The 26,402-nt window shown below is 34.3% G+C and carries 23 protein-coding genes and 1 tRNA gene; 21 read left to right on the top strand and 3 right to left on the bottom strand.

Annotation, left to right across the window (positions count from 1 at the left end; all coding sequences use genetic code 11):
* Window positions 1-56 precede the first annotated feature (56 nt).
* Window positions 57-1,322, bottom strand: a complete 1,266-nt coding sequence (hflX, locus tag F5ESL0230_RS07350; protein WP_122022219.1) for a GTPase HflX — start codon at window positions 1,320-1,322, stop codon at window positions 57-59.
* A gap of 403 nt (window positions 1,323-1,725) precedes the next feature.
* Between hflX and F5ESL0230_RS07345 the strand changes: the two genes are divergently transcribed.
* The 20 genes from F5ESL0230_RS07345 (at window position 1,726) to F5ESL0230_RS07255 (ending at window position 23,524) form a co-directional block, all read left to right on the top strand.
* Entirely contained in the window at window positions 1,726-2,178 is a 453-nt protein-coding gene (locus F5ESL0230_RS07345) for a PTS sugar transporter subunit IIA (protein ID WP_122022218.1), read from the top strand.
* A gap of 27 nt (window positions 2,179-2,205) precedes the next feature.
* On the top strand, window positions 2,206-3,606 hold the full coding sequence (locus tag F5ESL0230_RS07340; RefSeq protein ID WP_122022217.1) for a PTS galactitol transporter subunit IIC: 1,401 nt from the start codon (window positions 2,206-2,208) through the stop codon (window positions 3,604-3,606).
* An 18-nt stretch (window positions 3,607-3,624) separates the two neighbouring features.
* A complete protein-coding gene (locus tag F5ESL0230_RS07335) occupies window positions 3,625-3,915 on the top strand; it encodes a PTS sugar transporter subunit IIB (RefSeq protein WP_122022216.1) in 291 nt (96 codons plus the stop codon).
* Window positions 3,916-3,964: 49 nt separating this feature from the next.
* On the top strand, window positions 3,965-6,073 hold the full coding sequence (locus F5ESL0230_RS07330; protein WP_122022215.1) for a BglG family transcription antiterminator: 2,109 nt from the start codon (window positions 3,965-3,967) through the stop codon (window positions 6,071-6,073).
* A gap of 184 nt (window positions 6,074-6,257) precedes the next feature.
* Window positions 6,258-7,688 (top strand): MFS transporter, encoded by a 1,431-nt coding sequence (locus tag F5ESL0230_RS07325; protein ID WP_122022214.1) that lies wholly within the window; start codon window positions 6,258-6,260, stop codon window positions 7,686-7,688.
* A 486-nt stretch (window positions 7,689-8,174) separates the two neighbouring features.
* A complete protein-coding gene (locus tag F5ESL0230_RS07320) occupies window positions 8,175-8,741 on the top strand; it encodes an aldose epimerase (RefSeq protein WP_122022213.1) in 567 nt (188 codons plus the stop codon).
* A 104-nt stretch (window positions 8,742-8,845) separates the two neighbouring features.
* A complete protein-coding gene (locus F5ESL0230_RS07315; RefSeq protein WP_122022212.1) occupies window positions 8,846-9,955 on the top strand; it encodes an LCP family protein in 1,110 nt (369 codons plus the stop codon).
* 270 nt (window positions 9,956-10,225) lie between these two features.
* A complete protein-coding gene (locus F5ESL0230_RS07310) occupies window positions 10,226-13,198 on the top strand; it encodes an alkaline phosphatase family protein (protein ID WP_122022211.1) in 2,973 nt (990 codons plus the stop codon).
* A 269-nt stretch (window positions 13,199-13,467) separates the two neighbouring features.
* Window positions 13,468-14,733: a tyrosine--tRNA ligase gene (gene tyrS, locus F5ESL0230_RS07305; protein WP_122022210.1), complete on the top strand. Its 1,266-nt coding sequence runs from the start codon at window positions 13,468-13,470 to the stop codon at window positions 14,731-14,733.
* A gap of 54 nt (window positions 14,734-14,787) precedes the next feature.
* On the top strand, window positions 14,788-15,183 hold the full coding sequence (locus F5ESL0230_RS07300) for an NUDIX domain-containing protein (RefSeq protein WP_122022209.1): 396 nt from the start codon (window positions 14,788-14,790) through the stop codon (window positions 15,181-15,183).
* 100 nt (window positions 15,184-15,283) lie between these two features.
* A complete protein-coding gene (locus F5ESL0230_RS07295; protein ID WP_199688777.1) occupies window positions 15,284-15,622 on the top strand; it encodes a heavy metal-binding domain-containing protein in 339 nt (112 codons plus the stop codon).
* A 56-nt stretch (window positions 15,623-15,678) separates the two neighbouring features.
* Window positions 15,679-15,752 (top strand) — tRNA-Thr (locus F5ESL0230_RS07290).
* A 22-nt stretch (window positions 15,753-15,774) separates the two neighbouring features.
* Entirely contained in the window at window positions 15,775-16,428 is a 654-nt protein-coding gene (locus F5ESL0230_RS07285) for an HD domain-containing protein (protein ID WP_122022208.1), read from the top strand.
* 236 nt (window positions 16,429-16,664) lie between these two features.
* Complete coding sequence (locus tag F5ESL0230_RS07280) at window positions 16,665-17,750, top strand: BMP family protein (protein WP_122022207.1); 1,086 nt, start codon at window positions 16,665-16,667, stop codon at window positions 17,748-17,750.
* Between the two features lie 158 nt (window positions 17,751-17,908).
* Window positions 17,909-18,709, top strand: coding sequence for a BMP family protein (locus F5ESL0230_RS07275; RefSeq protein WP_158592406.1), 801 nt, complete (start codon window positions 17,909-17,911; stop codon window positions 18,707-18,709).
* Window positions 18,710-18,792: 83 nt separating this feature from the next.
* Window positions 18,793-18,915, top strand: coding sequence for a hypothetical protein (locus tag F5ESL0230_RS08645; RefSeq protein ID WP_255409284.1), 123 nt, complete (start codon window positions 18,793-18,795; stop codon window positions 18,913-18,915).
* Window positions 18,916-18,987: 72 nt separating this feature from the next.
* The gene (locus tag F5ESL0230_RS07270; RefSeq protein ID WP_122022205.1) at window positions 18,988-20,523 is read left to right on the top strand and encodes an ABC transporter ATP-binding protein; all 1,536 of its coding nucleotides are present in this window, start codon (window positions 18,988-18,990) and stop codon (window positions 20,521-20,523) included.
* Window positions 20,516-21,619 carry an ABC transporter permease gene (locus F5ESL0230_RS07265; RefSeq protein ID WP_122022204.1) on the top strand — a complete coding sequence of 368 codons (1,104 nt, stop codon included), beginning with the start codon at window positions 20,516-20,518 and terminating at the stop codon, window positions 21,617-21,619. Before F5ESL0230_RS07270 ends, F5ESL0230_RS07265 begins: the two co-directional genes overlap by 8 nt.
* Window positions 21,619-22,575 (top strand): ABC transporter permease, encoded by a 957-nt coding sequence (locus F5ESL0230_RS07260; RefSeq protein ID WP_122022203.1) that lies wholly within the window; start codon window positions 21,619-21,621, stop codon window positions 22,573-22,575. Before F5ESL0230_RS07265 ends, F5ESL0230_RS07260 begins: the two co-directional genes overlap by 1 nt.
* A gap of 10 nt (window positions 22,576-22,585) precedes the next feature.
* Window positions 22,586-23,524 carry a nucleoside hydrolase gene (locus F5ESL0230_RS07255; protein ID WP_122022202.1) on the top strand — a complete coding sequence of 313 codons (939 nt, stop codon included), beginning with the start codon at window positions 22,586-22,588 and terminating at the stop codon, window positions 23,522-23,524.
* Between the two features lie 279 nt (window positions 23,525-23,803).
* Here the strand turns inward: F5ESL0230_RS07255 and F5ESL0230_RS07250 are convergent, their stop codons facing one another.
* On the bottom strand, window positions 23,804-25,120 hold the full coding sequence (locus F5ESL0230_RS07250; protein WP_122022201.1) for a C1 family peptidase: 1,317 nt from the start codon (window positions 25,118-25,120) through the stop codon (window positions 23,804-23,806).
* A 130-nt stretch (window positions 25,121-25,250) separates the two neighbouring features.
* Complete coding sequence (locus F5ESL0230_RS07245; RefSeq protein ID WP_122022200.1) at window positions 25,251-25,673, bottom strand: Hsp20/alpha crystallin family protein; 423 nt, start codon at window positions 25,671-25,673, stop codon at window positions 25,251-25,253.
* 199 nt (window positions 25,674-25,872) lie between these two features.
* Between F5ESL0230_RS07245 and greA the strand changes: the two genes are divergently transcribed.
* A complete protein-coding gene (gene greA, locus F5ESL0230_RS07240) occupies window positions 25,873-26,334 on the top strand; it encodes a transcription elongation factor GreA (RefSeq protein WP_122022199.1) in 462 nt (153 codons plus the stop codon).
* Window positions 26,335-26,402 lie beyond the last annotated feature (68 nt).

Raw genomic sequence — 26,402 nt, 5'->3', positions numbered from 1 at the left:
GAGTAAAGAAGAACCAATTATTGCTTAAATAGGAATTGGTTCTTCTGTGTAAAATTTTAAATTATATATTTTTTAAATTGTAAACTTTTATCTGGTGTTAAACGAGCATGTAAGTGGACCCCATCAGATTGGTACTCTTCGTCAATTATTTGTGTTTGCTCGTGAAGCTGGGCCAATATTTTACCAGCAGTTAAGGGGATAAGTAATTCTACTTTTTGGTATGCTGCAAAGAGATGTTGAGTAATTAATTGAGCTAAGACAGTAATAGAAGCTTGACTAGTGGCGGCATATAAAAGATTATCCCCTTCAATTTGTGGATAGTCACGTTCAGTTTTATCTGCTTTATTATAAGCAGTAATCATAGGTGTATCTTTTATACCAATCTCGGCTAAGACCGCTTGTGTAGTATGAATCGTTTGTAGCATGTTGGGATCAGTGGCATCGACAACGTTGATTAAGAGATCAGCATCCTTTACTTCCTGCAATGTTGCCTTAAAGGACTCAATTAAATTATGTGGTAATTTTGAGATAAATCCCACTGTATCTGAAAGAATAAAACTAAAATTATTATTTAATTGAATTCGGCGTACGCTAGTGTCTAAAGTTGCAAAAAGCATATTTTTAACAAAAACTTGCTTAGCTTCATTTTCTTGGGAAAATTTTGTAAGTAAACCGTTCATTGTAGTAGATTTACCTGCATTAGTGTAGCCGACTAATGCCACTTTAGGAATTTGGTTTTGATTACGGCGTTTAGCTTTTATCGCTTCTTGCTTTGTAACATGCTCTAGTTCGCGCTTAATAGCCGCAATCTGTTTACCAATAGTTCTTCTATTTAATTCTAATTTGGATTCACCTGCACCACGATTGGCCAAACTACCACCACGTTGTTGATCTAAATTGTTTTCTGATGGATGCAATCGGGGCAATTCGTATTGTAGCTGAGCCAGTTTAACTTGCAATTGAGCTTGTTTAGTCCGCGCCCTACTCGCAAAAATTTCAAGTATCAGTTCTGTCCGGTCAATGACCCGCAATTTTGTTAATTTTTCTAAATTACGGATTTGCATAGGTGACAGTTCATCATTTAGTATTAACACTTGTGCTTTCAAACCATGGGCTATGTTTTTAATTTCATTAATTTTTCCAATACCTAAATAAGTACTTGTGACTACTTGAGTAGCATTTTGGCGTGCTTGACCAACCACATCTAAATTGGCAGCTGTGGCTAAATTAGCGAGCTCAGTCATATAATAATCAAAATTGGGATCATTTAAATTGACGCCAGCGAGAAATGTTTTGATTGGTTGAGGGATATTATTAATCATTTAAGCCTCTTATTCTTTCTTTAAAAATTTAATTGGTAATTGCATCGCTATTGTTCAACTTAAATTAGCCACATGATTACATCTTCTTTCTATAAATTATTTTAATTGTAATACAAAAGGCTAGGTTTACCAAAATGAAATATTTGGTTGTTATTATTAATTTTGATTAATAAAGTCTCTTTTGTAATCGCTAAAAATCATGATAAATAAAGCACATCTTTAGTGATGTGTTTTATTTATTTAAAACTAGTTAGTAACTCTCTTTAGCGTGATTTTAACCTTTAACGTGCACATAAGCATAATTTAATTGGTGCAGTAATTGCACTGGAATTTAATGGTAACAGTTACTTATATAATAACTATGTAAGTGCTTAAATTATAAAATAAAGAAAGGAGTGAATAAATGAAAATTTTAGAACCAGACTTGGTTTTTGCCCATGTAAAAGCAACTAGTAGTGATGAAATTATTCATTATTTAGCACAGAAACTAGAAAATAAGGGTAAAGTTAAGATTTCTTTTGAACAAGCAGTTAAAGAGCGAGAGCTACTTCACCCTACTGGCCTGCCTAGCGGTGAAATCGCAGTAGCAATCCCCCATACAGATGTTGATTATGTTAATGAAGCAGCTATTACATTTGCTACTTTGGCTCAACCGATAGAATTTCATAATATGGCAATAACAGATGAGATTTTAAGGGTTCAAATTGTAGTAATGTTGGCATTAAAAAATCCACATAGTCAAGTAGAAATGTTACAAAAATTAATGGCCTTGTTTCAAGATCAAAAACTATTAAAACAACTTAAGGGCATCACTAGTAATCAAAAACTGTATCAGGTCATTTCTGAACATATTTAGATAAAATTTATTTTGGGAGGAATTATTGTGAAACCGATAATTGATTTCATTATGTATATTGTTGGCTTAGGTCCAACTGTTTTAATTCCAATTATTATGCTGATTTTTGGCCTATGTGTCCGTGTACCATTTACTAAAGCACTCCGAGGTGGATTAATGGTCGGAATCGGTTTTATTGGATTAAACGCAACTGTTTCAATTTTAACTGATGTTATGAATCCAGCAATTAAGAATATGATTCAAGTTATGCATTTGAATTTACAAGTAATTGATGTTGGTTGGCCATCAGCATCAGCGATTGCCTATGGTACGGCAGTAGGTGTAAGTATGATTCCGCTAGGAATTGCAATTAACGTTTTAATGTTAGTAACTAAGACCACATCAACGATTGATGTTGATATTTGGGACTTTTGGCATTTTGCCTTTAGTGGCTCATTAGTTTATGCCTTAACTAAAGATATTGTGCTCAGTTTATTTTTAGCCAGTGTAAATATGATTGTCATTATGGTTACTGCGGATAGAACTGCGCCGCTTTCAGAGAAATATTTAGGATTACCAGGAATTTCAATTCCACATGCTTATGCAGGTTCATTTGTACCTATTGCGGTTATTCTTAACTGGGTGATGGATAAGATTCCTGGTGTTAATAAGATTCATATGGATGCTAAAGATTTTAATAAAAAGTTTGGCTCGTGGGGTGAGCCGACGCTCCTAGGATTTGCTATTGGGATTATTATTGGAATTTTGGCATATGGGTTTATTCCAGGCATCACTGTGGCTACGAAGCTAGGGAAGATAATGCTGATGGGAGTTACTTTGTCTGCAGTAATGATCATTACGCCCAAAATGGCTGCTTTACTTTTGCAGGGAGTAGTTCCAGTTTCCGATGCAATTCAATCTTTTATTCAAAAAAAGTTTTCTGGCAAAAGAAAAATTTATATCGGAATGGATACTGCTGTGGGAATTGGTAGTCCTGTTGTGTTAGCTTGTGCTACTTTGATGATTCCGGTAGCATTATTATTTGCTTTTATTTTACCAGGTAATAAATTCTTACCCACAATTGGTTTAGTCGGCTTTGTCTTTATGTTTCCATTAATTGTTTCAATCACTCATGGTGATTTCTTTAGGTCATTTATTATTGGTGCAGTTAATGTGGTTTTAGGATTATGGATAGGTACGGATTTAGCACCATTGGTTACTAGCAGCGCAAGGGCAGCTCATTTTACTATTCCTAAAGGATCATCCTTAATTTCAAGTATTGATTATGGCTCTAATCCATATCCGTGGCTAATTGTGCAAGTAGCTCCATATAAGTTAATTGCATATGCAGTTGGGTTGCTTTTGATTATTGGCCTTTGTTGGTGGAATAGAACAAAGATTATTGCAGAAGAAAAGCGTAGAGAAGTTGCTATTCAAGATAAAAAGTAAAATTAAGGAGAATATATTATGAAAAAAATTTTAGTTGCCTGTGGAGCTGGGGTAGTTACAAGTACGTCGGCAATGAATAAGTTACAAGAAGAATTAGCTAATCGAGGAATTTCTGCAGCTGAATATACTTTAGGTCAGTCTTCTGTGGCTCAAGTCGAATCATTGGCTAATGACTACGACCTAGTGATTACCACAACTCAATATGATAATGAGGCTATCCATACACCAGTAATTAATGGCTTACCATTGTTAACAAATATTGGTGTTGAAAATGTCATCGATGAAGTAGTTAACAAATTGGGTCTTTAGTTTTATTTTGTCAAATTGCTAAGATACTAAAATTTGAAGGGTGATTAACATGATGACAAGCAATTCTGCCAGTTCCGTTAAGGCAAAAAGGCTATTAAATTATTTGGTTAAATCCCCTGGTTTTGTAAGTTTAAAAGAAATTTTAGAAACTTTTAGTATTTCGCGGCGAACAGCTTTTAATTGGTTAAAATTAATTAATCAAACTTTGCGTCAAAATAATTTAGACGAAATCATTAACGTTCCTAAATATGGTTATAAAATTACTAATCAGACAAAAAAGAAATTGTTGGCTGATACGGAGATAATAGAGACCATATCTAGGTATAGTCAAATTAAAAGTGTCAACGCCGCTGATCGACAAATAATGATTGTTTTGATGCTAATCGGGGAAAACAAATATTGCTCAATTAATGTATTGGCAAGAAAATTTTCCTGCTCACGTAATACAATCATTAAGGATTTTAAAGCACTTAATGAGCGTTTTCCGCAACTCGAAATCGCTAGTTCTAGATTCGGGCATCGAATTATTAGTGATGAGTCGACAATACGAAGAGTAATATACGAATTACTGCTTTATCAAAATAAGCTGGTTTTTAAGTTTATCAAACATTTGGATTTTTCAATTACTGAAGCTAAGACAATAATTAGTACTGCGCAAAAGCAGTTAGAAATGACTTTTTCGGAAAATTCTATTGAACAGTTAGCATATTTGTTAACTTTTACAAGATGGCGGATTGAGCATGGATTATGTGTTTCTAGCACAGCAGACTTAGAGTGGATAAAAATTAATACAACCAATGTTTTATTTACCTGTGAAAAAATATTGCAATCATTAATTGGAAAAAAGGTGCCTAGAGGTGAAATAGTTTTTCTTAGTAAATTTATTTTGTGTTCACAAGCTACTAAAGTTAATTGTGTTAAGGCTGATTTATACCATAATTTAGATAGTATTGCCCAAGAAATTATTTTTCGTTATGAGCAATTAACAGAGCAAAAAATTTCTTATAAATTATTTACTCAAGTTTTATGTAACCATTTGTATGCCACCTTTTTCCGAGTGAAGTTTGATTTACCATTTTCTTCAAATGAAGTAGATGAAATCAAACGGCAGTATCCAGAATTGGTTAAATTTACGGCAGTTGCATGTGCACCACTTGAACAATTCTTACATAAAAAATTACCAAGCAATGAAGTTGCTTTAATATACTTGTATTTTGGATCAGTTAGCCATAAAAATTATCAAGATTTTTCAGATATGGACAAGTTGCAACGAGCAGCACTAGCAGATGTTTTAGTTGTTTGCTCTAGTGGAATAGGTACATCTGCTATGCTTTATCAAGAACTCAGTAAAATGTATCCATTGATAAAATTTTCTTTACCACTAGAAATTCGTGATTTACCGCAAATTTTTAAGCGGTCTTATCAAGCAAAATTAATTATTAGTACAGCTAATTTAACTGATACCGTATATCCTATTCCAGTTGTAAATGTTAGGGCTGTTTTGACCAAGCATGATCAAAGTGCGATTGAAAAATTATTACGCCAAAAAATTCCACGTAAAATTGAGCATAATGAAAGTGCTGTTAATAGTTTAGTCTCTATCATCAATGAGTATGCAGATGTTAAAGATGAAAATGGCTTAAGAATGAGCTTAGATCGCTTTATTTTTCCAAAAAATCAAAAATCTGTTCATTATAATTTACCAACTTTAAGTAATCTGTTATCTGCAAATCATATCAAGTTTTTACATAATAATGATGATTGGAATTGGCAGGACGTGCTGCATTTTGGATGTGAGATCTTAGAGCAAGACGGAATTATCGATGAATATTATTGCGAAAAGATTATACATTTAATTCAGCAATATGGACCGTATATGCTGATAGCTAATAATATCTTTTTAGCACATGCTGCACCTGATACTAGTAGTAAAAAAGCAGGTATAGTGTTAATTTTACTAGATCATCCTTTAGTAATAGAAGCTTGTCAACAAAAAGAAATCGTGACCTGTATGTTTGTCCTATCACCAGGAATGAAACGTGAACATGAGAAGGCTTTGGAACAATTAGTCGATATAGTTAGGGATAAGGAAAATGTTTTGCGCTTGCTTAAAGCTAAATCTATTCGAGAAGTACGACAAATTTTATTATGCTTTTAAATAAAATAGTAGTTAAAAAGTATTAATTTAGCTTACTGTTAATTGGACTAACAAATATTAAAAAGAATGCGACCACGGAAATAAGGTGGTCGCTTTTGATTAGTTTGCATTAGTGAAAATAAAGTGTATAATTTAATCTTATAAGGTACCTAACCAAAATTAAAAACTAAGGAGACTGGTAGAAATGACGGAAACTTTAAGTTACCAAAATGATCAAAAAGTACAAAAAAATCGCTGGTGGATATTAGTAGCTGTAGGTCTTTTTACTTTTATGTCTACGCTTGACGGAACAATTGTCAATATCGCTTTGCCAGTAATTAGCAACGACTTACATATACCAATGAGTCAATCAGAATGGGTTGCTTCACTTTATTTAATCGTTGTTTGTAGTTTTATTTTGTTTTTCGGTAAGTTAAGTGATCTTCACGGAAAAATTAAAATTTTTCGTTTTGGAGCAATTTTTTTTATTGCTGGATCTTTGCTGTCAGGAATTAAAGTAAGTCTATTATTCTTACTTGTAGCAAGAGCTCTCCAAGCAATCGGGGCTGCAATGACTATGGCCACTAATAATGGTATTATTACGGAGATCTTTCCTGCAACGGAACGCGGCAAAGCACTAGGAACAATAGGATCTTTTGTTGCTCTAGGATCAATTGCGGGTCCAGGCTTAGGCGGACTTATTTTAAGTAAGCTATCATGGTCATATATTTTTTGGCTGAATGTTCCGGTTGGGGTTGTTGCTGCACTAATAGGTGCAATTTACCTTCCTAAGGATATTACCTTCACTACTTCAAGCCTTGATAAAATGGGGTCATTTAGCTTTGCCTTGGGAATGATTACGTTGTTTGGGGGCATTTTCTTAGGACAACAATTTGGCTTTACGTCTTTACCAGTTTTAGCAATGCTATTAGTTGGTGTTATTAGCTTTATATGGTTTGTTTCAATTGAAAACCACGCTGAAAATCCATTATTACAATTTAAGTTGTTTAAAAATCCTGATTTTTCAGTAAGTTTATTATGTGCACTTTTAGTTTTTATTACTAACTTCTTTTTTAATGTAGTTACTCCATTTTATTTGGAGAATGCGCGTCATTTAGCGCCAAGTCAAACAGGCTATATTTTGATGATTTTACCAATAGTTCAATTTTTTGCGGCTCCAGTTGCTGGTGCACTTTCTGATAAAATGAATCCAAAATTGTTAACTTTCATTGGTCTAGTTCTTTTATTAGTTAGTCAAATTTGTTACTCACTATGTAATCTTAATTCCTCGATTTGGTTATTTGTTGGTAGCATTGCAATTATGGGACTAGGAAGTGGTATTTTTACTTCACCTAATAATTCATTAGTAATGAGTTCAGTTGAGCAAAAAGATTTAGGAATTGCCGGCAGTATTAATTCACTTTCACGAAATTTGGGGATGGTAATTGGAATATCGAGTGCAACTACTGTTCTTTTTGCAGCAATGAGTCATGCTAAGGGCGCACGAGTAACGGCCTATTTACCGAAACAACCCGAAATTTTTATTTATGGCATGCATGTTGTTTTCATTATTTCGATGATTATCTGTTTAGTAACTGTAATTTTAAGCGGTTGGCGTTTGTTTAGAAAAGATTAAATTAAAAATATTATATTTATTTAAAGCACTACAATTTGATGTTAATTTATCTCATGTTTTGAGATAATAGAGATTAATTGTGGTGTTTTTATTTGAAATATTATCTTGTGTTTTGATTAATTATTTGTATTTTTCAAACAGCAATAGTAACTATAAAATGGTAAACTTATTAGTGATAAAAAAATTAGTGATTGTTTGGGAAATTATAAGCAAAAAAACACCCCTATTATAGGGGTGCTCTTTTTATTAACTTGTTCCAAAAACTGATTTTTATAATTCTCGGGAACAATGTTATTATAATATATCAGAACTGATTTTGCTAATATTTTATACTATTTATATAAAATATTTTCTTTGCTAATAATTTTTTATTATTGTATCATTATTATTTTGCCATAGTAAAGCTAGGGTACTCGTTTTCCATGATTGACATCAAGCCTAGTTAAGTGATATTTTTTTGTATGAGAAGAAAGTTTGGAGTAAGCTATGCAAATAATTGAAAGTTCGATTTTGCGTATTGCAATCGATGAAAAAAGGGCAAGGTTAGTTAATCTTATATCTCAAAATGATCAAATCGATTATTTTAAAGATGATGATCTGCAAAGGAACCTGATAGTTGATTTTACTGGCGAAAATCAAAATGAAAATTTAGCAGAACTTCTACCTTGGACAATTGTTGATAAAGGTGATTCAAGGATAAGTCTGGCTTTGATTGATGACAATTCAAGTTATAAGAAATTTCCTTATCATTTTGAGGTAATTTTAACTTATACTGTTGAAGGCAATCGGGTTGATATTAAATATTACTTGAAAAACAATTCCCATAAAACTATGCCATTTTCTTTGTCTTTAGCAGTTGATATACCTGCTGGTTGGGCAAAAGTAGAAAAGGTAAATGAAGTTATTTTAAGCAAGAATGCTGTTAAATTACAGTGTATCTCGTCTAGTCTTGCCTTAGCAGTAAAAAACAATCAAATTGTTGCTGCCATGAAACAAGCAGAATTAGAAAAAGATCATGGTGAAGAATTTGGTCTATCATTGTTATTAACGTAAACAATTTAATGTTTTTAATAAGATATCAGAGTCAAGCCGACAACGGCTTGTTTTTTTTGCTATAATATATCCATTATATAATTAAATTGGGTAAGTAAAGAAATATGAATCACAATCATAATCATCCACGCAAAAGTCGGGTTGAAAGACATGCAAAGGATTACAAAAAAAGGCGATATGCCTTAATTTTACTCCTTAGTATCATTGTTTTTGTAATTGTAGCGTATTCGGCCTATCTCTATTTTCGAACTAAAAAGGCTGTTGATAGTACTTATGATAATAGTGCCCATGTGCAAATTAAGCATGGAGAATTTAATGGGAAGAATCGATTTGCAATTTTATTGATGGGTACGGATACCGGAGCTTTGGATCGAACTGATGAGGTGGGTAATACTGATACTATTATTGTTGCAGTAGTTAATCCAAAAAAGAAGCAATATACTTTAATGTCTGTACCACGAGATACAATGGCACAGATGATTGGTACACCAAACTTTCAGGTAGAAAAAATTAATGCTGCCTATTCGATTGGTGGCGCCAAAATGGCAATGGCTAGTGTTTCTAAGCTAATTAATGTGCCAATTAAATATTATGCTTTAGTTAATATGAAAGGAATCATGCGCTTAATACGTTATGTTGGTGGCATCAAATTGAAGCCACTGCTTAGCTTTGAGTATGGTGGATATGTTTTTAAGAAGGGACAGTTAACCCATATGGGTGGCGGTGGTGCTTTAGCATATTCGCGAATGAGGTATGATGACCCAGAAGGAGATTATGGTCGCCAGAAACGCCAACGACAAGTAATTACGACACTTATAGAAAAAACAGTTTCACCTAGTACTTTGACAAAGCTTGATTCAGTGTTAACTTCAGTTTCAGGTAATGTTAAAACAAATCTTCCTTTTGATGCTCTGCAGCAAATTGCACTTAACTATCGCAGTTCGACTAAGAAGGCGCAAAATGATTATCTTCATGGTCATAATGCCACAATTCACGATGCTTCTTATCAAGTCCAATCAACTGAGGAATTACAGCGAGTTTCGGATTGTTTGCGCCAGGAATTGGGTTTAAAGGCTAAATTGATTGATAATAATGAGACTTATCAGAACAAACGTAATAAAGAGCGCGGCTTTGACTTTAATGATCCTGAAAATCAAGTTTATACTATATTTCAAGATTATCAGGATCAAATACAGGAAGAAGGTGATAATTAATGATATTTATAGCATCATTAACACTTTCTTGCGTATGTATAGGTTTAATATTAGTAATTTTAAGGCATAAACTCCGAGTGTTGGGGATAAGTACCTGAGTTTATTATAATCGAGCAGCAGTAGCTACAGCTAAGTTTAGCAAGTACTGCTTTGCTAGTTGATTTGCAAGTTACAAAGGCCATGTTTATACATAAACGATTATAAATAGTTGTAAAAAGTATAGATACTGGTTAATAACATCATTTTTAGTGAGGGATATATACTAGAAATATGAATAAAAATAAAAAGTCTTTAACAGTTGCACAGATTATTTGCTTACTGGTTGCAGCTCTTTTCATGTTGATCCAAATGTTCAACTTGAAGGGAATTGCTACTAGAACACACTATTCATTCATCCGTTTTATGCCTGATATGTTACATAATATGACTCTGATAATAGTGCCAATGATTTTTGGAGCAGTATATAGTAGAAAAAAATTGAGTGTAAGTGAAAGTTTTAAGTATTGGCTAATGGCTAGTGCAACGCTTATCATTTATTATGTCCTCTTTTTCTGCAAGTTACCTGGTCATTTTAATATGTGGCGCATATGGGGCATGTTATTTCCGATTATTGCAAGTACTTCAGTTTTGTTTGCGGGATTGTTTTTCAGTTTATTAGTTCAGTCACATTTGTACGATTTGTTACATAAATTAACAAGCAAGCAGAACTGGCTCATCTTAAGCTTGCTTACTATTTTTGGCTTTGCTCTTAGTGCAGGTAATCTTACATTTCAATATTCAATTTATGGTTTATACTTAATTCTCTTTTTTGCTTGGGGTATGTTTTTAGCCCAGGTGCCAATTAATGGTAAAGCATTAAGTTTAATAGTTACTGGTGGGTTAATATCACTGGTTGTTGTTTTGATAGGTGTACCTGGCTTTGATGCAGTCTATTGGTCACAAATTGTCGCTGGTAATGGCGGCGGTGATTGGAATCGTGAATTCCTGAACAATCCCTCATCACCATTTATGTTTTTAATGGTAGTGGCGATTTTCTTACTATTTAAGAAAGTTATTCTGACCTTTAATACTAAGCAAATGCGTTTATTTGTCCCATTAATTATACTCATGGATGCACCAATTTCGGCAAAATTTATGGGTTCTTTTCGGTTTACTGGTTCTTCAACTATTAATAAGTTATTGGTGATTATTGCCATCTTAGTAATTATTGGTATATGGGATCTAATTCTTGAGCACTATTTGTTTCAGTTTAACCCCTTTAAGCGAGTAATTACTTATCTTGATCATGAATCTAATTTAGCAAAAATTTGTGAAAAACTGTGGTCTGTTTTTATTAAGTTTATTATCTCTAATCGAGTTAACTTATTGACCTGGGCTTGGTTTTATCTTCTGAGTTTTGGCTCATTTTTAATTGAATCAGATAATCTCAGAATTCAAATCAGTACCGCTAAGACAATTAATGCCATTGTTTACTTATTGGGGACGAGATTCTTCGCTATTGTTTTAACTACTATTTTACTTGATGCCCTATTTTCAGTATTTTATTTTGTAACTACACGGTATTGGACCTCAAATACATTAGTTAGTTTAATTGCAATTGGCTGGGCAGTAGCGAATAAGATTAAATTATTATTGCGTGGTGAACCAATCTACCCAACTGAAATAAGTGAAATTGTAAATTGGAAAACTTTGCTTCCAATGGTTGGTAAAACAACTGTAATTGTAATTTTACTTGCAATTTTACTTGTGATCTTACTTGATGTATTTTTAGAAATTAAGTTTCCGATTAAGAAAAGAGGCTCCTGGAAACGCCGCGGTATTTGGGCCTTAGTTAGTTTATTACTGTTTATGACCCCACTTCGTTTTAATCATGATGGTGGTGCAATCTACCACGTTAATCGAGGTTTTGATAATAAGCAAACATTCCGTAACCCTGAACGTGATATTCAAGTCAATGGTCCGGTATTAAATTTTCTAAATTATATTGATTTACAAATTATGGATCAACCGGATAATTATTCAGCCTCATCAATTAAGACTTTAAGTAATAAATATGCTAAGGTTGCAGATAGAATTAATAAAACGCGTAAGAATGATTTACATAAGCAGACAATTGTTTTTAACTTAAGTGAAAGTTTTGTGGATCCTAATACTTTCCCAACTATTAGATTTGACCACTCTGTTTCAAATCCAGTTAAGTTTATTGAATCAATGAAGTCTCGTTCTTCATATGGTACGATGCTTAGTGCTGGCTATGGTGGTGGTACAGCGAATATGGAATGGGAAACGTTAACCGGTTTAAACATGGGAATGTTTAAATCAACTTTGACCCCATATGTCCAAATCGTACCTAATTTTGATTTTTATCCAACCATCGGTATGAATTTTGATTATAAATCTGCGGTCCACCCATTTATCGGTACGTATTATTCAAGAAGAGAGGATTACCACCGGTTTAAGTTTGATAAATTCGTCTATACTGGGTCTAAATATAAAGTTATTGGTCAAAAGAAATTAGGTAAGAGTGGTTATAATTCAGACTTTACTACCTATGCCAATGGCTTACACCAGATTAATTCACGTAGTGGTGGACAATTTATCAATTTGATATCGATTCAAAACCATATGCCGTATAATAATTGGTATCCTAATAATGAATACATTGGCAAAATTTCTGGCGAACTATTTAATACACCGGCTGTTCGTGAGCAAATGGCAACATATGTTAAAGGAACGCAATATACGGATAAGGCTGTAAAACAGTTTATTGGTGAAATTGATAAAATCAAAAAACCAATTACACTAGTCTTTTATGGAGATCATTATCCAAGTATTATTTCACAAAGTTACACTGCTAAATATCCAGTAGAGATGCATTCAACGCGTTACTTCATTTACTCAAACAAATATGCGCGTGCTCATGGTGCAAAGCTAAGATTACCGCGTAAGGCCAATAATTTTGTTAGCTCGAGTGACTTTATTGCTATGATGCTAGAGCAGACCGATTCAAAAGTTACTCCTTATCAAGCGTTGTTAACAGAAGTTCATAAAAAATTGCCAGCAATTACCATTAATTTTAAAGGGGACAAAGGATTTGAATTAATTGGTCGAAAGGGACAAGTAATTGATCCCAAGTATTTGACTAAAAAACAACAAGAATTACTTGCTGATTATGAGACAATTCAGTATGATATGACAGCTGGAAAAGCTTATGGATTAAAGATCAAGGGCTTTTACAAGTAAAAATAATTTTGTTGACATATTAAAAAAAAATTAGTATGATCACGTTATAATATTTAAGTAGCACTTTGATTCAGGGTTCAGAGAACTAGCATTTGGTGTGAGCTAGGCAGGTTGAAGGTTGCAAAATACAGATTTGGGTAGTTCCAATATCGACTTCAGTTAAGGCGCTATATTGAGCGTAAACGTGGGTGGTACCACGGCTAAGAAAAGTAATTTAGTCGTCCCTAGATTCTATTTTAGAATCTAGGGATTTTTTTTGGAGGAAAAAGATGGCAAACTTTGACATTTTAGAAGATTTAAGATGGCGCGGGGCAATTAATCAACAAACAGATGAATCCGGCTTAACTAAATATTTGCAAGATCACGATGATTTTGCATTATATTGTGGTACAGATCCAACAGGTGATTCGCTCCACATTGGACATTTAATTCCGTTCATGATTCTTAAGAGGTTTCAACTGGCTGGTTACCATCCAGTAATTGTAATTGGAGGAGGAACAGGTTCAATTGGTGATCCGTCTGGACGTAAATCAGAACGGGTACTATTAAGCCCAGCGAAGCTTCATCAAAATGAAGTAGCTTTAACTAAGCAGATGGAAAAATTGTTTGGTACTGCTAATTTTGAAATTGTAAATAATTCAGAATGGTTAGATCAAATAAGTTTAATCGATTTCTTACGTGATTATGGAAAACATTTTCAGGTGAATAATATGCTGAGTAAAGATGTAGTCGCTAGCCGTTTGGAAAATGGTATTTCCTTTACGGAGTTTTCATACCAAATACTTCAAGCAATTGACTTTTATCGCCTGAATAAAGATCATAATGTGCAGATGCAAATTGGCGGAAGTGATCAGTGGGGTAACATCACAGCGGGCATCGATTTAATTCATAAATTGTCCGGTTCAGAGCAACCTGCATTTGGCTTGACTATACCGTTAATGCTGAAAGCCGATGGGACTAAATTTGGTAAATCAGCAGGTGGTGCTGTTTGGCTTGATCCAGAAAAGACCAGTCCGTATGAATTTTATCAATTTTGGCTTAATCAAGATGACCGTGATGTAGTTAAATATTTGAAATACTTTACATTTTTAAGCCATGAAGAAATTGAAGAACTAGAGGTACAAGTAGCAAAGGCGCCTTGGAAGAGAACAGCCCAAAAAGTATTAGCTAAAGAAGTAACAGAATTTGTTCATGGTGAAGCAGGATTAACGGAAGCAGAAACGATTACTACTGCCCTCTTTTCTGGTGAGATTAAAAACTTAACGGTTAAGCAAATTGAGCAAGGGCTTAAGCATGCTCCGATGGCTACAGCAACTTCTGAAAGCAAAAATATTATTGAATTTTTAGTTGAGACTCAAATTGAATCTTCTAAGCGTCAAGCCCGCGAAGATGTTCAAAATGGAGCAATTTATATTAATGGTGAAAAAAAGCAGTCACTTGATTTCAACGTAGATCCAAGTCAAGCATTTAGCGGTAAATATGTAATCGTTCGTAAAGGAAAGAAAAAGTATACGTTAGTCAAAATTAAGGGTTAAAATTAAGTGAAATGGCTGTTATTAGCAGGCATTTTATTTATAGAAAGGAAAAAAATGCGAGCACGGGTTATCCTTTATTGTCCAACGATAAAAGCTGTTTTATTAATTCACCGCATTAATAAGCGTGATTATTGGGTAGTACCAGGTGGTCGAGCACACAAGGGAGAAACTGCCAGTGAAACGGCCCTTCGGGAGTTTAAAGAAGAGCTAGGGATTAAGTTAGCGGCTCGAGATTTAACTCTGCTATATCAATTAGACCAAGACGAAAAACAAATTTTTTTTAAAGCGACAACCAAATTAATTAGGGCCCCATTAATCCAAGGTGAAGAAAGAAAGCGGTCAAGTAGTACTAACATCTATCATCCAGAATGGGTTAAGCTTAAAGATATAGCTAAGATTAATTTAATGCCACCACAAATAGCAGCAAGACTAGCAACAGGCGATGATTAAAATTATAATAGCTCTGTAATTGACAAATTATAGTTATTTATTCATAATCATATTTAGTGATATAGCTTTATATTATTAAATATAATCTTAGGAGATAAGTATGAATAACCAAGCAATTCTAGTTACAACAACAGAGAAGATACCTGGTAAAGAATATGAAATCATTGGTGAAGTTTTTGGAGTAACAACTCAATCCAAAAATTTTTTGAAAGATTTTGGTGCAGGACTAAAGTCAATGGTTGGTGGAGAAATTCGTAGTTATACCAAAATGCTGGAAGAGTCACGTGAACAGGCAATGGTCAGATTACGTGAATCAGCACAAGAATTGGGAGCAGATGCGGTGGTAATGATGCGCTATGATTCAGGATCAATCGGTAATGACATGCAATCAGTTGTCGCCTATGGCACAGCAGTAAAATATATAGCACATAATGAATAATTAAGATAAAAAAGTATTCTCGTTCTATGTGAATACTTTTTTGTTACAATAAATATGCCGCTTTAGCTCAGCAGGTAGAGCACCACCGTGGTAAGGAGGAGGTCCCACAGTTCAAATCTGGGAAGCGGCTTAGTGATAAAGGAGTTGATTTTATGGATATAACTAAAGTAATCTGTTTTGTTAAAGAAAAATTGAAAAATGAAAAAACAGGTCATGATTTTTATCATGGTCAACGTGTAGCTCATTTGGCACGGCAACTTTATTTGCAAGATAACCCGACTGCTGACCTGGCTAGCCGAAAAATAGCTATTATTCAAGCAACAGGCTATTTACATGATACAATTGATGAAAAAATTTGTAGTAATCCAGCAACTGTACTCCAGCAAATAAAGGTTGTGTTGAAGCAGGTTAAGTTTACGGAATTAGAAATTCAAGATATTTTGTTTACAATGCAACATATGTCATTTTCTAAAAATATTGAACATCATTATCAGTTACCATTGTCTGGTAGATATGTTCAAGATGCAGATCGACTCGAAAGTCTGGGTGCTATGGGAATTGCACGTGCTTTTACCTATGGTGGATTGCATGGCATTGATATTTATAATCCTAATATCAAGCCAGAAAAGCTAATTAGTCATGACCAATATCGTAAGCATACTGAGACAACAATTAATCATTTTTACGAAAAATTATTTCAGCTTGAAGAGACAATGAATACTCTTGGTGGCAAAAAAGAAGCGCATAAACGCACTGAATTTATGCATAAGTTTGTCGATCAATTTATGGCTGAATGGAATGTTTAATAAATATTTTTAGTAAGTAAACTGAGATTTTAAATAAGAATCTCAGTTTTTGTTTACCGTAAAATAAAAATAAAAAAATTTAGTTGTTGCATACAAAAACCCTAATCGGCAACCTATGACACGTTTTATGCCAAAGCAAGAACATTGCTACATCAACACTTTATATTGTATAGTAACTTTGACATAGCCACTAAATGTTGATATTTTATTAATTGGAATATCAAGGAGGTCATAAAATGAAAATCAAAAAAATTATTTCTTTTACTACCATCGCATTATTTACTGGACTTGCATTGACTGCTTGTTCAGGTAAAAAACAGGGTGGGAATGGTAATTCTAGTGGAAGTGCAAAAAATTCAATTGCATTAATTACTGATCAAACGGGTGTTAATGATAATTCTTTTAGCCAGTCTGCTTGGCGCGGATTTAAAGCTTATGGCAAAGAGCATGGCTTAAAGCAAGGTCGCAATGGTTATCAATATTTTCAATCAAGCGGTTCAGCTGATTTTGAACCAAATCTAGATCAAGCAGCTAAGTCGGGCTACCAAACAATCTTTGGCATTGGCTATAGTTTGAAAGATGCGGTTAGTGCAGCAGCTAAAAAGTATCCTAAAAAGAATTTTGTTATCATTGATGAAGTAATTAAGGGACAAAAAAATGTGGCCTCGGCTAATTTTAGAAGTGAACAGGCAGCATATTTAGCAGGAGTAGTTGCAGCAACGCAAACTAAAACTAATACGATTGGTTTTATTGGTGGCACACATGGCGATATTATTGATCTATTTGATGCCGGATTCACCAAGGGTGTTCATGATCAAGCTAAAAAATTAAATAAAAAAATCACATTATTAAATCAATATGTTGGTGACTTTACTAGTGCTGACAAAGAAAAAGCTATTGCACAATCAATGTATGCCAAAAAGGCTGATATTATTTTTCATGCTTCTGGGATGGCCGGTAATGGTCTTTTTCAAGAAGCTAAATCAATCAACCAAAATCGTCCTGCCAATAAAAAAGTTTGGACGATTGGTGTAGATGTTGACCAGTCATACCTTGGCAATTATAAAGATAAAGACGGAAAGAAAAGTAATTGTGTTTTAACTTCTGTAATTACAGGAGTAAATGTTGCAACTCATGATATTGCTAATCGCGCATATAACGGTAAGTTCCCTAGCGGCAAGCAGCTAGTTTATGGCTTAAATACTAATGGTGTATCGATTGAACGTGGGCAAATCAATAGTAAAGCTTGGGAATATTCACGTACAGCAAGGGAACAAATTATTAAAAATAAAATCAAGGTACCAATTCATCCAAATAAATAGTTCGTATTTTGATTGATAATTGTTTTTATATCTGCTGAAAAACGATAAATATTGAACTTAAACGTATTTTATAATAAAATAAAAGTTATAAAGTTCGTGTTTTTGGAGGATATAATAAACATGGGGAAAAAATTACGAAATTATTATCACTAGGGGTTGTGGCAACTTTTGCTATCTTACTTTTTACTGCTTGTACAGGCAAAAAACAAGGTTCAACTGGGCAGAGTAAAAAAGATAGTATTGCTCTGATTACAGATAGTAACGGAATTAGCGATCAATCCTTTAATGAAGCCGCATGGCAGGCTTCAAAGCTTACGGTAAAGAGCATAATTTACAAAAAGGGTCCGGATATCAATATTTCGAATCTAATAGTGCCACTGACTTTACTCCAAATTTTGATCAAGCAGCTAAGTCAGGTTATGATACAATTTATTGGTTATATGTTGAAAGATGCTGTTAAGGCAGCTGCTAAGAAAAATTTTGTTATCATTGATGACATAATTACCAAGCAAAAAAATGTTACATCCGTAACTTTTAAAAGTAATGAAGTGGCTTATCTGGCTGGAGTGGCGGCGGCCTATACAACTAAAACGAATAAAGTTGCTTTTATTGGTGGAGCTAAGGCTGTAACAATTGAATCTTTTGCAAGTGGTTTTAAACAAGGTGTTACTGATACAGCTAAGGCGCTAAATAAAAAAATTGAAGTTACCGAGCAATACATCGGTAACTTCACTGCAACTGATAAGGCAAAATCAATGGCGCAATCGCTATATGCTAATAAATATGATGTGATTTTTCATGCCGCTGGCTCAGCTGGAAATGGCGTTTTTCAGGAGACCAAAGCATACAATCAAATGAGATTGGCTAGCCATAGAGTCTGGGTTGTTGGCGTTGATGTTGATCAAGCAAAACTAGGAAATTACAAGTCAAAGGATGGGCAAAAGGTAACTTTACTCTAACTTCTGTTTTAAAAAGATTAGATGTTGCAACTAAGTCAATTGCAAATCAAGCGGCAAAAGATAAGTTCCCCGGTGGTAAACATTTGGTATATTCTTTAAAGGATAATGGTGTATCCGTGACTAAGGGAAGTATGTCACCTAAGGCTTGGGCTGCCGTGCAAAAAGCCAAGGCACAAATTGTATCTGGTCGAGTTAAGGTGAAATAATAAAAAGTAATTAGGTAAAATAAAAACTCTTTGTGGATACAAAGAGTTTTTTATAAAAGGAAATAGGGCTAAATGAAAAACACGACTAACGTAATTGAAATGCGCCACATTGTCAAAGACTTTAATGGCTTTAAAGCTAATAACGATATCAATCTTACTTTGCAAAAAGGTGAAATTTTAGCACTCCTTGGGGAGAATGGTGCTGGGAAGTCTACTTTGATGAGTATTTTATCGGGGCTTCTTACGCCATCTGCTGGTGAAATAGTTGTTCGTGGGGAAAAAGTCACCATTAAAAATCCGACAATTGCTAAAAAATTAGGAATTGGTATGGTACATCAGCACTTTATGTTAATGGATTCTTTTACTGTATTGGAAAATATTATTTTAGGGCATGAAGTTACTAAAGGGCTAAGGTTAGATTTTAAGAAGGCACAACAGGAAATTAAAGAGTTGTCGCAACGTTATAATCTAAATGTTGATCCTTTAAAAAAAGTTAGTGAAATTACAGTGGCCCAACAGCAACGTGTTGAAATTCTTAAAATTTTATATCGCGGTGCAGATATTATGATTTTTGATGAGCCGACAGCTGTATTGACACCCCAAGAAATTACTGAATTTATTCAAATATTACATGGGTTAGCTAACGAAGGTAAATCAATAATTTTAATTACTCATAAGTTGGAAGAAATTAAGCAAGTAGCCGATCGAGTAAGTGTTATTCGTGCGGGTAAAAGTGTTGGTAATTTTAAAGTTGCTGATGTAAGTAATAATCGCTTAGCTGAATTAATGGTGGGACGACATGTTAATATGCAATTAGATAAAGCTCCTGCCATAATTGGTAAAACAATTTTAAAAGTTGCTAATTTAAATGTTAAAAATAAGCAAAATATTCCTGCTTTAAAAGGATTATCTTTTAATTTACGAGCGGGAGAAATTTTAGGTGTTGCAGGTATTGATGGTAATGGTCAAGATGAGTTAGTACAAGCTTTAACCGGCTTAACACATATTGATTCGGGTCATGTTCTAATCGATGACCAAGAAACAACTAATCAAGAAGTCCGTAAAATTACCGAAAAAGGTGTTTCATGTATTCCTGCTGATCGTCAAAAGTTTGGCTTAATCTTACCCTTTTCAATTGCTGATAATTTAGCTATCCAGTCATATTATAAAAAACCTTATTCTCACCATCATGTACTTAATCATGATTTGATAAAGCAGCATGCTCAAAAATTAGTTAGCCAGTTTGACATTCGGACTACAGGAGTTGAGTCACCAGTGAGTGATCTATCTGGTGGAAATCAACAAAAAGTGATTATTGCTAGAGAATTGAGCCGAGATAGTAATTTGATTATTGCTTTTCAACCGACAAGAGGGCTGGATGTTGGTGCAATTGAATATATTCATCACCAACTGCTAGCTCAACGAGCTAAAGGAAAAGCAATTTTATTAATTTCGTATGAACTAGATGAAATTATGCAACTATCGGATCGGATAATTGTTTTACATGATGGTAATATTTCTGGTGAAGTTAAACCAGATGATACTAGTGATAAGGAATTAGGTTTATTAATGACTGGAGTTAAGAAAGAAGGTACAACTTTTGCTTAAAGTAACTTCCAAGACTAAACAGAATTTAGTACTAATTATTTCAATTTTGGCGGGCTTTTTAGTTGGGGCAGTTATTATGCTCGTTTGGAGTTATAACCCGCTACAAGCATATTCATCAATGTTTATGAGTGCACTGGGGAATATGAATGGGCTTGGTGAAACAATTCGTGAAGCAACACCATTAATTTTCACAGCGATTGGCTTCGCAATTGCTTCAAATGCTGGTTTTTTTAATATCGGTTTACCAGGTCAGGCACAGGCAGGGTGGCTAACCTCGATTTGGCTTGTGTTAGCTAATCCTAATATGCCTAAGTTTGTGCTACTTCCACTAGCAATCGTTGCGGGTGTAATAGCTGGAGCAATTGTGGCTGGTATTGCCGGTTGGTTACGGGCACAATTTGGAACTAATGAAGTTATTACCACCATCATGTTTAACTACATTGTGCTTTATTCTTCGCAGTATTTGATGCAACAAATTATGCCAAGTCGTTTGCGGATTGATACTGACACAACAAAAACAATTTCAGCTAATGGTAGTTTGAAAATTAATTGGTTAAGTTCAATGTTTGGTGATTCCAGAATTAATGCTGGCATTTTTCTAGCAATAATTGCTGTTTTTCTTTATTGGTATTTGATGAAGAAGACAACGATTGGTTTTGAAATTCGGTCAGTTGGAACTAATCCTTTTGCCAGTCGCTATGCTGGAATGTCGACTAAAAAGAATATTATCCTTTCGATGTTGTTATCCGGAGGTTTTGCTGGCTTAGGTGGTGTAGTACAGGGACTGGGGACTTATCAGAATTACTTCACGCAAACAACTAGCCTAGATATTGGCTGGGATGGCTTGTCAGTTGCCTTACTTGGTGGTGGTACTGCAGTTGGTATATTGCTTGCTGCGTTATTGTTTTCTATTTTAAAAATTGGTGGTCTAGGTATGCAGACAATTGCCGGTATCCCCTATGAAATAGTTTCAATTGTGATTGCTGCAATTATCTTCTTTGTTGCCATTCAATATGTAATTGGCTTGTTATTTAAGGATAAAGGCTCAACCCCAGATATAGAAAAAGTCTCACATATTACTGAAGGAGAGCAATAATGAATTTAGTTGCAATTTTATCTTTGCTAGTGTCATCAACCATTGTATATTCAACTCCCTTAATTTTTACTGCTCTTGGTGGAGTGTATAGTGAAAATTCAGGAATCACTAACATTGGACTTGAGGGAATCATGACCATGGGAGCTTTTTCGGCAGTGGTTTTTAATTTAACTTTTGCTACTTCTTTCGGCAAATTGACCCCATGGTTGGGGTTAATTGTAGGAGGAGTAGTCGGTTTGCTGTTCTCACTTTTGCATGCTGTTGCAACGATTAATTTTCATGCCGACCATGTCATTAGTGGTACTGTACTCAATCTGATGGCACCACCATTAGCCGTGTTCTTGATTAAAGCAATTTATGATAAAGGGCAAACAGAAAATATTACACAAAGCTTTGGGTATTTTAGCTTTCCTGGATTAGCTAAAATACCGCTTATTGGACCAATTCTTTTTGAAAATACATTTGCTCCAGCTTGGGTTGCAATTTTTGTAGCGGTTTTTTTGTGGTGGATTTTATATAAAACTCGTTTTGGTTTACGATTACGCTCTTGCGGTGAAAATCCCCAAGCAGCTGATACGCTGGGAGTTAATGTTTATGGTATGCGCTATGCTGGTGTATTAATTTCAGGCTTTCTTGGTGGTATTGGCGGTGCAGTATTTGCCCAAGCAATTTCGGGTAATTTTTCAATTTCGACGATTGTCGGTCAAGGTTTTATGGCTTTGGCAGCTATGATTTTTGGTAAGTGGAATCCTTTAGGAGCAATGCTTGCTTCGCTATTTTTTGGTTTCGCCCAAAGTATTAGTATTATAGGCAATCAGTTACCATTTTTTAATCATATTCCGTCTGTTTATATGCAAATTGCTCCTTATGTAATTACAATTGTAATTTTAGTGTTATTCTTTGGTAAGTCAGTTGCTCCAGCAGCTGATGGCCAAAATTATATTAAGTCAAAATAGGAAGATAAAAATGAAAGAAATTTATTTTAATCATGATGGCAATATTGACGACTTAGTGTCATATTTGTTGCTATTACAAGCACCAGAGATTAAGCTACTTGGTGTTAGTGCAATTGACGCCGATGGTTATCTTGAGCCATCAGTAGAAGTTTGTCGAAAAATGACGGATCAATTTAATTTGCGTGGTGATAAGCTAGCGATTGCTAAGTCGAATTCGCGGGCAGTTAACCAGTTTCCAGAAGCGTGGCGTACGGCATCTTATTCCTTTAATTCACTACCATTACTAAATGAGTCTGGAAAAATAACAACTGGTGAAGCGGCTGAGCCAGCGCATTTAGATATGATTGATAAACTAAGAAAGGCAGCTAAGCCAGTTACTTTAGTTATGACAGGTCCTTTAACTGACTTAGCTCGTGCTTTAGAAGTTGATCCCAAAATTGAAACAAAAATTGATCGTTTATTTTGGATGGGTGGTTCACTTGATGGTCATGGAAATGTGGTACAAGTAAATGCTGATGGAACACAAGAATGGAATGCTTTTTGGGATCCATTTGCGGTTGATCGAGTCTTTCAATCTGAGATTCCAATGCAAGTCATCGGACTAGAGAGTAGTGAAGAACTACCACTAACCAATCGACTTAAGATGCACTGGGCAAGTTTGAGAAAATATCCGGTAGTTGATTTAGTAGGTCAAGCATATAGCTTATTAGTAAATCCTCCAATTCAAAGTGCCCAACTTTATTTTTGGGATGTATTGACGACAATTAATGCTTTATATCCAGAAGTGGTTATAGCTTCGGAAAAGCGAACAGTTAAAGTACGTACCGTGGGTGATGCCGCGGGTCGCTTGGAAGATGATGAAAACGGGCGGGAGATTACTTTAGTAACCAAAGCTGATAAGGACTTCTTCTTTAAAAAGTTTGATGAATTAATGATGCAGACTAAGTAAAACTATAAAACAGTTCCAGTTTAGAGCTGTTTTTTTGCTTATTATAAATAAAGTGAGTATATATACTTACTTATAGCGATTTATATCATTTAGTACAAAAATGAGAAGATAGTTAATTAGAAGAGTAGTCTACCTAGATACAAGGATGAAAAAGCAAAATGTAAGCAAGTAGTTAGGAGTCAACCAAAAAGACTAACTCAATAAAATACTGAGTTAGTCTTTTTATTTATAAAACTGGCTAATTTTTTAGAAGCAATCTGTACTAGAATCCTCGCCGGCTTAAGCCAATGAATCCCAAGCTGGTAATTCAGTTGCAGAGCCTTCGGCTAAGGTGATTTGTTCAGAAGTTAGATACTTCTTATGAACAGCAACTTCATAAACGTATTCTTTAAACCATTCATTGTTCATTACAAAAAAGCCCTTGTCACCATTTTTTTCACCCCAGGAATTTTCTACTTTCCACTGGCGAATGTGACCCTGATCTTCGTCGACGCCAACAAGAGCCATGGCATGACTAAAGTAGCCGGCACCAGTTCGCAAGCGATCAGCTTTTGACATTTTTAAATCAACCCCAAATAGGTCACTTAATTGATATAAGTTGCTGTCTAAATAGCCTTTTTGCCGATCACTTTGCTCACCAACATCATTGCCAAACCAAACAGCTTCGCCATCTTTTAACTGGTTAACACTAGCACGTTCTAAGTATTCAATGGGAACATTGAGCCATTGAATGTGACAAGTGCCATCAATGTTATTGGCATCAGGCAAACTATAAAGTTTATTGTATTCATGGTCGGGAGCGTTAGCTAGAAGTACATAATCGTTAAAGTCAACATCGCCCATATATTTATGTAGAAATTCTAGTGGGGTTAATTCTTTGTCTAAGTGATAATTTTTGTCATCATCACGATATTCTAAATCAAACTTCTTAGGTGGCTCTCCTACAGCAATAGCTGTCATTCGATAAACCTCACTTAGGAATTGTTCACGAACGAGTTTGATTTTTTCATCTTCTCCTGCTTGTTTTAATTTGCGGAGAACCAGTGCGTCTTTTTTAAGCTTATCGCCTAAGACTTTGCCAAAGCCCGCTGTATTATTTGCATTAAAGCTTTCTGGCATCGCATATGAAGGTACAACACCATACTTTTCAATTAAGGCTGTTGCCATTTGAAAATGCCCGCCATCTTCACCAGCATTATTTAGATGGGTTTTAACAATACGAGAATTGAGTGGCTCACTAGCTGTTGCAATAATATAGTTATAGAAATTATTAGTTCGTTCAATTTTGTCCCAGAAAAAGTTATAACTTTGGGAAAAAGTAAAGTTTTTACAATGATACTTTTGCCCAAAATTATGACGTAAAATATTTAGCGTCGCAAATTCCCAGCAGCGACCAGATTGACGTTGATTGGTTACATTATCAGTAGCTAATTCTGTTGAAAAAACGCGGGTTAGTTCATTTTGCACCCGATCATTATAAGCAGCAGCCAAGACACCACTTTTTTGTGCAGCTCTAGCAACAACCTGATTTTGCGGGCTTTTATTAAAATCAGCTGAAAATTTTTCTAATTCTTGTAAGGTAAGTTTGTATCCCATAGGTGAATCTCCTTTTAATTTAATTTTAAATCACTTCATATTTTAATCTAAAAGAAAAACGAGTTCAATAAGTGAACTCGTTTTTAGGAATTATAGGGTTGATAGTTTTGTCAGAATTGTGTTATTTAAGTTAGTCAATTTTTATTGAATTATCATTTTTATCTGTACTTTGCTTTGGTAAGACGACGGTTAAAACACCATTTTCATATTTGGCACTAATTTCATTAGCAGCGACATTTGGCAATCTAAAGCTTCTAGAAATGTGACCAATACTTCTTTCACGGTGAATAATACTACTATTGTGGGAAACATCCTTAAATGCTTTCCTCGACCCAGCAACACTTAAAATACCATTATTGTAGTTTAAGCTAATATCATCTTTATTCATACCTGGCATATCAATATTAATTACATAATCATGATCATTTTCAGCTACATCAGACTGCATTAATTTTGTTATTTCAGTCTCATCAAAAAATTTTCTCGGAAGATCAAACCAATCATTCATTGCATCGAAAAAGTCATTGTGACGATTTATCATTTCATTTGTCATAGTAAAAACTTCCTTTCAAAATTAAATTAATTTATTACAGAAGACTTTCAATTCCTCTGTACAATTATTATTATAGTATTCAGCTCTTAAAAATAAAAATAATTAGCACTCTTATTTTTTTAGTGCTAATTATGTGATAGCTATCCTTTTATTATAAGGATTATAGCTTGTGGATTATTAAAAATGAGGAGAAGAAGTTTTGACTTATTATCAGAAGATGACCCCAGAAGGCTATCGAAAAATTGAGATGGAAATTGCTCGTTTAAAAAAAGAGCGTCCAAGACGAATTAAAATTTTGCAGGCAGCTCGAGCATTAGGTGATTTATCAGAAAATACCGAATATACTGAAGCTAAGCGCGAGTTAGGACATTTGCAAAGTAGATTACGTTATTTAAATAAGCAGTTGAATTATGCTGAAATTATTAAAAAAACTACTGATGGTAAAGTTGATTTAGGCAAAATAGTCACACTTGAGATTGGTCAAGAAAAAGAAACTGAGACATACCAAATTGTTGGTCGGATGGAAGCCGATGTCACTAAGGGTAAGCTTGCCTTTGATTCACCATTGGGACAAGCAATTATGAAAAAAACTGTAAATACGACTGTAGAGGTAATAGCTCCTGCGGGAAACTATCAAGTAACAATTAAAGCAATCGATTAAAGACACCCTATTTAGTCGTACTTAATGTTAGTAATATAGTGTCCTATTAGGAATTAGTTGTGTCATAT

The organism is Lactobacillus sp. ESL0230 (assembly GCF_003692805.1).
GTDB classification, from domain to species: domain Bacteria; phylum Bacillota; class Bacilli; order Lactobacillales; family Lactobacillaceae; genus Lactobacillus; species Lactobacillus bombicola.
The sequence above is the reverse complement of the archived record's forward strand: the minus strand, read 5'-3'. Positions and strand labels throughout refer to the sequence as shown.